Origin of the sequence: Novosphingobium sp. SG754 (assembly GCF_013149315.1) — a bacterium.
In the GTDB taxonomy this organism is placed as follows: domain Bacteria; phylum Pseudomonadota; class Alphaproteobacteria; order Sphingomonadales; family Sphingomonadaceae; genus Novosphingobium; species Novosphingobium capsulatum.
On the sequence record NZ_JABGCC010000015.1, the window covers coordinates 45,365 to 54,669 of the forward strand.

At 62.1% G+C, this 9,305-nt stretch carries 9 protein-coding genes and 1 tRNA gene; 3 read left to right on the top strand and 7 right to left on the bottom strand.

Features of this window, described 5'->3' with window-relative positions; all coding sequences use genetic code 11:
- Positions 1-34 precede the first annotated feature (34 nt).
- Complete coding sequence (nhaA, locus tag FHW97_RS20890; RefSeq protein WP_156306780.1) at positions 35-1,351, top strand: Na+/H+ antiporter NhaA; 1,317 nt, start codon at positions 35-37, stop codon at positions 1,349-1,351.
- Between the two features lie 426 nt (positions 1,352-1,777).
- Entirely contained in the window at positions 1,778-1,915 is a 138-nt protein-coding gene (locus FHW97_RS20895; protein ID WP_156306782.1) for a hypothetical protein, read from the top strand.
- On the opposite strand, the gene FHW97_RS20900 is transcribed toward FHW97_RS20895, so the two are convergent.
- Both FHW97_RS20900 and FHW97_RS20905 read right to left on the bottom strand, forming a co-directional pair.
- Complete coding sequence (locus tag FHW97_RS20900; RefSeq protein WP_054132798.1) at positions 1,916-3,115, bottom strand: IS91 family transposase; 1,200 nt, start codon at positions 3,113-3,115, stop codon at positions 1,916-1,918.
- A 4-nt stretch (positions 3,116-3,119) separates the two neighbouring features.
- Positions 3,120-4,028 (bottom strand): tyrosine-type recombinase/integrase, encoded by a 909-nt coding sequence (locus FHW97_RS20905; protein WP_054132799.1) that lies wholly within the window; start codon positions 4,026-4,028, stop codon positions 3,120-3,122.
- 369 nt (positions 4,029-4,397) lie between these two features.
- Here FHW97_RS20905 and FHW97_RS20910 point away from each other — a divergent pair, with 369 nt between their 5' ends.
- A complete protein-coding gene (locus tag FHW97_RS20910; protein WP_082350281.1) occupies positions 4,398-4,820 on the top strand; it encodes a DUF4826 family protein in 423 nt (140 codons plus the stop codon).
- A 245-nt stretch (positions 4,821-5,065) separates the two neighbouring features.
- On the opposite strand, the gene FHW97_RS20915 is transcribed toward FHW97_RS20910, so the two are convergent.
- From FHW97_RS20915 to FHW97_RS20935, 5 genes are all read right to left on the bottom strand, one after another.
- Positions 5,066-6,541: a serine hydrolase gene (locus FHW97_RS20915; RefSeq protein ID WP_171799659.1), complete on the bottom strand. Its 1,476-nt coding sequence runs from the start codon at positions 6,539-6,541 to the stop codon at positions 5,066-5,068.
- Between the two features lie 71 nt (positions 6,542-6,612).
- Positions 6,613-7,236: a hypothetical protein gene (locus FHW97_RS20920; protein ID WP_054132801.1), complete on the bottom strand. Its 624-nt coding sequence runs from the start codon at positions 7,234-7,236 to the stop codon at positions 6,613-6,615.
- Positions 7,233-7,499, bottom strand: a complete 267-nt coding sequence (locus FHW97_RS20925; RefSeq protein ID WP_054132802.1) for a PadR family transcriptional regulator — start codon at positions 7,497-7,499, stop codon at positions 7,233-7,235. The genes FHW97_RS20920 and FHW97_RS20925 overlap by 4 nt, the downstream gene beginning before the upstream one ends.
- Positions 7,500-7,795: 296 nt before the next feature.
- The gene (locus FHW97_RS20930) at positions 7,796-9,025 is read right to left on the bottom strand and encodes an integrase arm-type DNA-binding domain-containing protein (RefSeq protein ID WP_169042212.1); all 1,230 of its coding nucleotides are present in this window, start codon (positions 9,023-9,025) and stop codon (positions 7,796-7,798) included.
- A gap of 187 nt (positions 9,026-9,212) precedes the next feature.
- Positions 9,213-9,289 (bottom strand) — tRNA-Met (locus FHW97_RS20935).
- Positions 9,290-9,305 lie beyond the last annotated feature (16 nt).

Here is a 9,305-nt window from a genome sequence, read left to right on the forward strand (position 1 = left end):
TACAACCCTTAGGCCGCAGTTTGAAGAGGGCGAGATGATCGATCCCGCAAATCCAGGCCTGCCGCACGAGTTTGCCGACCGAATAACAAAGCCGTTCACGCAGTTCCTCAGGGTCGAGGCCGCAGCCGGGGGATTGTTGCTGGTCGCTACGATAGTCGCATTGAGCGTCGCGAATACGACTTGGTCTGGGCAATTCCTGGCCTTCTGGGAGATGCAGATCGGCCTGCAGATCGGCTCGTTGGACTTTCCCCGTTCAACGGGGCACTGGATCAACGACGGATTGATGACCTTCTTTTTCTTCGTGGTGTCCCTGGAGATGAAGCGCGAGTTCGCTCTGGGCGAATTGCGAAACCTGCGAACGGCGGTCCTTCCTTTCGCAGCTGCGCTGGGCGGCATGATGGTGCCTGCTTCGATCTACATTGCGATTCTGGCCGGAAAAGCCGGCACGCACGGCTGGGGAACGGTGATGGCGACCGATACGGCGTTCGTCATCGGGGGACTTGCGCTCTTTGGTTCGCGCGTTCCCCACAGCTTGCGCCTGTTTCTCATAGCCTTGGCGATCTTTGATGACATCGGCGCCATCCTGGTCGTGGCGATTGGTTACGGAAACGCCTTGAATTTCGTCGCAATCGGTCTTGCGTTTATGGTCCTGAGTGTAATCGTCATCGCCGCTCGTCTGGGCATCCGAAGCATCCCGATATACTTTTTCTTCGGAGCCGCGTTTTGGCTGTGCCTTGACGCCTCCGGCATCCACGCGACGATCGCCGGTGTCATACTCGGGCTAATGACCCCGGCGCGAATCTGGGTGGGTGTGCCGCGTCTGCGCGCCATCCTCGGGAACGTCCTGGAACCGCGCGATCATGAGTGGAGTGGCGACACATCAGATCGCCGCGAACTTGTAGAAGCGGGCCGAGCTATCAGTGAGTCCCTATCGCCGTTGGAGCGGTTGGACATGATGCTGCACCCCTGGGTGGGGTTCGCGATCATGCCTCTCTTCGCCCTGGCCAATGCGGGGGTCGCGTTTTCGACGTCCGACATCCAACCTGTCACAGTCGCGATCTTTGTCGCGCTGGTCTTCGGCAAGCCCATAGGCGTTCTGCTCTTCAGCTGGCTGGCGCTGCGTTCGGACCTTGCAACGCTCGGAGCAGGCCTGAACTGGTCTTTCCTTACAGCCAGCAGCTTATTGACCGGGATAGGCTTCACTATGTCCTTTTTCATTGCGAACCTCGCTTATCCTTCGACGCTGCTGGTTGCGGCGAAGCTGGGAATTCTTCTTGCCTCACTCGCATCGGCTGTCGTGGGCCTGTTGGCCGTTTATTGGGTGACGCGGCACAAACGAGGGAATGCCTAGTGACCATCCAACGATAAGTTCGGGCAGGGAGCTAGACTCTTTGGTCGGCGGCATCTTTGCCGGCTATGGCTATAGGATCATGCCCCAGATGATGGTCGACGAAGAGGCGCGTTTTAGCGTCGGCACGGATGATGCCATGTCGGCGGTGCCGCTAGTGGCAGTGAGACCAACTTCAGTCTACTAAAAATGATATTCGAAGTAGCCTCAAGCGGCTGCTCTTGCCGCAAGCCGTCATTCAAGCGACGAGCGGAGAATGGCGGCTTCGTCGAAGGGTTTCGGGCGCCGGCAGGCGTACGAAAGTCTTACAAGTATGACCCGCGGTGAGGCTCGCACACGTCTATGGGTAAAAGGGCTTTGGTGTGGATTGGGGTGACTGAAGCAAGCCCACCGGCCAGCCCGTGATGGGCGGAACAGCATGGAAGTCAGATGACCATTGTGCTCGAAGCGCCGCTGATCCTGCTGGCGATGAGCCCAGTTTTGACTGTGCTGGCGGCGTCGACACACCTATCCCCATTGGCCGAGGCGCAACGTTCACGGCCATCATGCAGGGTAAGCCATGCCTGATCATGGCGTGTTCTTTCGGGTCGGCGGCGCCGATTGCGGCGGAGCGCGGGGCTGGCACCAGCGGGCGAACGTTTCGATGATGGTCATGTGCCCGCCGCAACATGGGCATGGCGGGCGATGATCGGTCGGTACGTCGGGGTCGGTGTCGGTCTCTTCAATCTGCGCGGCGACGCCAAGCAGCCTGCGGGCCAGCGCCATGGCCTCCTTGTGGGTTGAACTGGCAAGCAGGCCGTAATGCCGGATGCGGTGGAAGCCGCGCGGCAGGACGTGGATCAGAAAGCGGCGGATGAACTCGTCGGCTGCCAGCGTCATGACCTGCTGGCGCTTGCCACCGTCGCGGCGATAATCCTTGTACCGGAACGTCACGCCGGTCTCGTCGAACCCGATGAGCCGCCGGTTCGAAATGGCAACGCGGTGCGTGTAGCGCGAGAGATAGGCCAGCACCGCCTGCGGGCCGGCAAAGGGCGGCTTGGCATAGACCACCCAGCGCTTCTTCCGGATGGGCGACAGATGCCGCAGGAAGGCCTTGCGCTGTGCGAGGCCAGCCAAGGTGCCGAAGAAGCCGAGCCTTCCCGCGTCGAACAACGCCAAGAGGCGCGTGAGGAACAGCCGGCGGAACAAGGCCCCCAGCACGCGCACAGGCAGCAGGAATGCGGGGCGCGACGAGATCCAGCGCGTGCCCCCGAGCGCGATGCCGCCGCCGGGCACGATCATGTGCACATGCGGATGGTGCGTCAGCGCCGATCCCCAGGTGTGAAGCACGGCGGTGATGCCGATACGTGCGCCCAGGTGCTTGGGATCGGCGGCGATGGTCAGCATCGTGTCCGCGGCAGCGCGGAACAGCAGGTCATAGACCACCGCCTTGTTCTGCCAGGCAATGTCGGCGATCTCGGCGGGCACGGTAAACACCACGTGGAAGTAGCCGACCGGCAACAGATCGGCCTCACGCGCGGCCAGCCAGGTACGTGCGGCGGCGCCCTGGCACTTGGGACAGTGCCGGTTGCGGCACGAGTTATAGGCGATCCGCCAGTGCCCGCAGTCGTCGCAGGCCTCGACGTGACCGCCCAGCGCGGCGGTGCGGCAATTCTCGATGGCCGTCATGACCTTGAGCTGGCCGAGGCTGAGATGCCCGGCGTGGGCCGCCCGATAGGCGGGCCCGGCGCTACGGAAGATATCGGCGACCTCGAGCGAGGTGCGCACCGGCTCAGCCGGGAGGAGCCACCTGCGGCTCGAGCAGCGTCGTCAACTTGTCCAGCGGACTGATGACCGCGCGCACCGTTCGGGTTGCGACCGTGGTGTAGAAAGCGGTGGTCTCGAGGTTCGCATGCCCGAGCAGCGCCTGAATGATCCGAATATCGACGCCGTCTTCCAGCAGATGCGTCGCGAAGCTGTGGCGCAGGGTATGTGGGCCGACACGCTTTTTGATACCCGCAGCTTCGGCAGCATCGACAACGATCCGATGGAGCTGCCTGGTGCTGAGCGGCTTGAGATTGTGCATGCCTGGGAACAGCCAGCCATCGGCATGCATGACGCCTTGCTTGCTGCCGACCGTCCACCACTCGCGCAAAAGGGCAAGAAGGTCAGCGGGCAGGAGCGCATTGCGATAGCGCCCGCCTTTACCGCGCTCCACGCGCAGGAGCATGCGCTTGCTGTCGACATCGCGGACCTTCAGCATCGTGACTTCGGCAGCGCGCAAGCCAGCACCATACGCAACGGACAGTGCAGCCTTGTGCTTCAGGCAGTTGGTCGCGCCGAGGAGAAGCACGACCTCGTCGCGGCTGAGGACAATGGGCAAGGAGCGCGGATTCTTGACCGTATAGAGCTTGCGGGACAGATCCGGGCGATCAATCGTGTGAGTGAAAAAGAAACGCAGCGCAGAAACGATGCTGTTCATGGTCGGGATGCCAACACCCGCCTCGCGCTGTTCGACCTGGAATTGCCTGAGTTCTTCTGCCGTCGCGGTATCGGGGGGACGCCCAAGATATGTGGCGAACCTCGCGACATGCCGCACGTAATCGAACTGGGTCTTCCGCGTGAACCGGCGCATGTTCATGTCTTCGATCATGCGCTGACGCAGTGAAGTGACGGGGGCATCAGACTGAACATTGGTCATGGTACGACTCCTCGGTTGAAAGGAGCCGCAATCGTCTGCCTACATGGCCCACACCTCAACTTAGACCAAGACCGCCGATTACTGGCCAGACCTCAAGGCAGGCACCACTCCCGCGCCAGCGGGTTCGTACAAGTCCCAGCCCTCGTCATTCAATAGCCCCACGGCGACGGTGAACGAACGACGGGTTCCGACGCAACAGACTGGGTCCCTGAACGTCCGGAATTAAGGCGGCAGCCACCCGAGCTTAACGCGGGCGCGCTGACGGCGACTTTCGCCATCCACGCACAAAAATCTGCCGTTCCGGACTTGGTGCTCATGGCGGTATTAAATCGGCTTGACCTGTGACTATGGCTAGCATCTAAATTCGCCATGACCGACGAAGATGAAGAACGCTGGTGTGCCGAGCAACGATCCAATGTTGTGACTTATCTTGCTGGCGAGAAGTGCGCCTCGACAAGTGTGGGCGAATGGCCTGCTTGGTACATGCCGCCGATGCTGTCGGTTTGGGCTGTTGAAAGCGCAGAACATCCCGGTTCGGTCGGATGGTGGGCTGTATCAGGTGATTTGCCAACGGACTACACGGAATGTCGCGGCGAGCGACACCCACGACAAGGTTTGCGTGACATCGGGCAGCGTTGGCAGATTGCAGCGGAAAAATGGCTAAAGGGCGAGACTTTCGACAGCTGGCAATTGGGGAACGGCAAGTGCCACACAGAGTTGGCTCCTCTTCTCGCAGCTCGCGCGAAAGCACTTCTGGAGATTGTTGCGGATGATGAGAATTGGGATGAGTAAATAATATCCGCCCCCCAATTTGGGGCCATCAGGGCTATTCGGGGCGCGCGCAGAACTGGTCAATCGTTGGCTCGCCCCTTTTGATGAACGAAAGCAAGGTTTCGTAGTCGGCATCCAGCCCAGCGAATGTCTGGATTGGCGGCGATGCTGGAAACAAGCAGGGCAAGAGTTTGGCTGCAAGCCGGACCGGTCTTTTCGGATTGAACCATCACATCGATGAAAAAAGATTCACGCCGTTCGGTTGTCTATGCTGGCGTCTTCGAGCGTACCAGCTTCATCGGAGGGCCGCCCTCGATAATGGTGCAGCTCGAAAAATCCGGTGCGAATTTACAGGTGATGCCCATCGTTTCGGACCGGAAGCTGACGGGCGACAAGGCCATCAGCCGCTCGAAGGCCGGGGCTCCGGCGAGCCTGCCAAACAAGCCTTCCGGGCGCGCTTCGAAATCGACCTTGAGCCCACCGCCCTCGAAATGGCCGGCCGCTCTGGAAAGCTCGGCGAGCGACAGCGTCTTTTCCCCGGTTGCGGGGGCTGCGATCTCCGGCCAGCCATAATCGGTCGCGACGGCACGCACGACGTCTGCGGTCAGGCGTCGGCCATCTCCGCCATTGGTCATAACCACGATGCCTTCGCCTTTCCCGCGATAGGCGATCATGAAGGATTCGAACCCCGGATTGACGCCATCATGGCCAAAGCGCGGAGCCTCGTCGGGATAGAGCGCCAGCCCGAGGCCCCAATTGTCCTTGACCGGTGTCATCATCTCCCGCGTCATCGCTGGCGAAAGGCGATGCCCGTTCTCACCTGCGGCAGAGGCCTGCAGATCGATCAACACGCGCGCCAGGTCGCTCGCGCTGGTCCACAAGCCCGCCGGTGCGAGCTGGGGCATGACCGCGTAATGGCCCGCAATCGTTTTGCCCCAGGCCGAACCAAACGCCATGTCGGCCCGGATTTTCGGCGATGGCGGCATGGCAAAGGCGCTGCGCGTCATGCCGAGCGGACCGAGCACCTCGCGCTGGGCAAGTTCGGCGAAAGGCATGCCGCTGACGTCCGAAAGGGCCAGTTGTGCCACCATGTAGCCGCCGCCCGAATATTCAAACTGGCCACCTGCGGGCAGCACGCTGCGCACGGGCTGGTTGTCCGCAGGTGGCAACCCGTCCAGAATCTGGACGACCGTGGGGAGCACATCGCCGGGCCGATATGCCTGATCGAAGCCATGGACGCCAAGACCGGCCGTGTGGCTGAGCAACTGGCGCAGGGTGATGCCATGCGGCGCCAGCTTGTCGTCCTTCGGCATCTGCCAGGAGCGAAGCGCCTCGTTGATGTTGCGATCCAGCCCGATCTTGCCTTGCTCAACCAGCCGCAATGCGATGATTGCTGTGATGACCTTGCTGATGGAGGCGGCCTGGAAGGTGGTGTTCGGGGTGACCGGCGCGCAGCTTTCAAGATCGCGCAGGCCCCAGCCGCGCGCCCAGGCGATCTTGCCCTCATGGATCACCGCGACGCTGATTCCCGGCACATCGTACCGGCGCATGTCCTCGACGAGCGTGAGCGGCTGCTCGCCCGGCCTGATGACCGCCGGACGCAAGCTGGTTTCGACATAGGCGGTGTGCGCATTGCTGGGTCCGCCGATGGCGATGGAAGGCGCGGCACACGCCTTGGGCGCAGCTTGCGCGATGGCGGGGTAGGCGGCGATCGTGCCCAGCAACAGGGCGCAAAAGGTCATTCGTGCTTGCGGCATCGTCTGGGTCTCCAGCGTCGGGGGAAGGGAGGCGCGGCTCCCCGAGCATGACAGCGTTACGAAGGCGGCAGGCTGAGATCTTCGTGCCACCGGCAAAGGCCGGCGATCAGCCCCAGTTCGATCCCCAGCACCACGGCCAGCGTGATGGCCTGGCTGACGTCGAGGAACATGCAGCCCATAAACAGGATCAAGGTCGTGATCGCGGCCAGATTGGCGACGCCGGTCGAGGTCGCGCGCCGCCAGTCGCGCTCAAGCATCAGCCAGGCGAGACGCAACTGTCCCCCTCCGGACAGCAGCAGCAGCAAGCTCAGCGAGGGTGCAACCACCCGATAGGCGCCGCCAATGATAAGCTTTTGCGCGACGGCCATGCCGGCACCCGGTCCGCCCTTGCCGCCGAACAGATGCGGCAGGCCAAGCAGCGCGGCGCTGATTTCCATGGCCGCGATGGGGACCATCACGGCGATTGCCAGCGTGTAATTGGTCAGGACGAACCGCCCTTCCTGCGCCATCGGCATCTGGCGCAAGGCGCCGATCAGGCATCCGATCGCGAAACTCAACCCGCGTCCGTCCTCGGCGGCGATATCGAACTCCTCCCACATCGCCTGCGCCCATTCACGCCGGGCTTCTCCAAGACACTGGCAGGCCAACGTCATCAACGCGCGGGAGAAGGCAATCATCATATCCCGGCGGCCCTGGGTGAGAGTGGGGCAGCGCCGGGCGCAAGCTCCTGCATCAGCGCGTAGCCTTTGGCGGTCAGGCGGTAGGCGTGGCGTGCTGGGCGGCCGGGCTGAACGGGCTCGCGCCATTCCGCTTCGACCAGCCCCTGGTCGGTCATCCGCATCAGCAGCGGATAGAGCGTGCCCGAGAGCAGGCCTGTTTCCTTCATCAGATCATAGCCGTGGTGCCACTGCCGGTCCGACAGGGCCTGCAGCAGGGAGGTCATCTGCTTTGAAGGGCGACGGTTTCGTATCATTCGCTATGATCAACATATGTAGATTTAAGAGTCAAGCGCTGTTGAACTGCTCGGGGAGACGAAGGTGCTGGCAGGCAAACCATGGCCGACGGCGTTGAAAAATGTCAATCAAGGGGTGCACAACCTGACTGAACGAATGGTCAGTTTCGACGATCAAGATCGAGATACTGGACGGCCGTTTTTAGGGCGGGAACCGCCCCCCCCCTTTCGTCATGATGGGGTTACAGTAACCGATCGCTGATCCGCATTTTGCCAGCAGGCGCATGTCAGGGCGTGTGAGCTATTTCGAAACCTTCAACGTGGAGGGTGCCGTTTTGCTTCAAGAAGCCAAACACGTGATCGGCCCACTCCTGCAACATGCGCCGGCGCGGTGACAGGTACAACGCGCTGTTGTAGGCGCTGCGGACATCATCGCGGTCGGTGTGGGCAAGTGCCATCTCGATCCAATCGGCACGATAGCACTCGGCTTCATTGGCCCAGGTGGAGGCCAGACCGCGGAAGCCATGGACTGTCTGTCGACCGCGATATCCCATGCGGTAACAACCGTAGATCATGGTGTTCTGAGAAATGGGCTGGCCCAGCTTGTCACCGCCGAAGACGTAACCACTCGTCGAATAGATCCTGACGTCGCTGAGCAACGACACGACCTGACGCGACAGCGGCACAAGGTGCTCGCGTTCCATCTTCATCCGCGCCGCGGGCACGCGCCACAGCGGCTCGGGCCCATCGAGTTGCTCGAACTCGTCCCAGCGCGCAAGGCGGGTCTCGTTGGTCCGGGCCCAGGTCAACAGCGTGAACAGCAACGCCGCACGGGTTACGGCGCGACGGCGCGGATTCTCCTCGCCGTCATAGCTGTCGATTGCCCGAACCAGCGCAGGCAGCTCCTGCAGCCCCACCCGCGCCATGTGCCGGACGCGCGGCTTCGGCTTTAACAGATCAGACAGATATGCCGCCGGATCCTGATCAGCCCAGCCTTGCGGGATCGCGAAGCGATAGATTTGACTGACGTGCTGCTTGATACGCCGGCTTACGTCGAGCGCGCCGCGCGCTTCCACGGCCCGAACCATGGCCAGCACGTCGGCACTGGTGATCGACCGCAGCGGCCGATTGCCGAGCACGGGGAACGCATCACGCTCAAGTCGTGTCATCAGTCGCTTGGCGTGGCCTTCGTCGAGATTGCCCTCGCGGTTCTCATGCCAGGCCCGCGCCGCCTGCTCGAACGTCTTGCCGGCTGGCGACTTGTTGCTGGCGCCAGGGTCCCTCCCTTGCCCCAGCGCCACCCTAGCTTCGGCGCGGCGTAGCCGCGCCTCGGCAAGGCTGAGATCGGGATAGCGGCCGAAGGAGAGCAGCTTCTCCTTGCCGTCGAACCGGTACTTCATCCGCCAGAGCTTTGAGCCGTTGGGCCGGACGAGAAGGTACAGGCCCTCGCCATCGGCGAGCTTGTAGTCTTTCTGCCGCTTGGTCGCGTAGCGGACTTCGAGTTCCTTGAGCGCCATCTGGGGGTACTCCGCTGGGGTTGCGGCGATTACCCCATAAAATACCCCCAAATGCAAATCGACGTCTTGGCGTTCGATGGGGTCCGGAGAGCCATCCTGAGAAGGCGCGACTCGGATGTAAGGCACGGAATAAAGACACAAAAAATCCGCCTCGGGGTATCCTGAGGCGGTTTGGCATGTTGTTGTATGGTTGCGGGGGCAGGATTTGAACCTGCGACCTTCAGGTTATGAGCCTGACGAGCTACCGGGCTGCTCCACCCCGCGATGCGCTGCGGCCCCG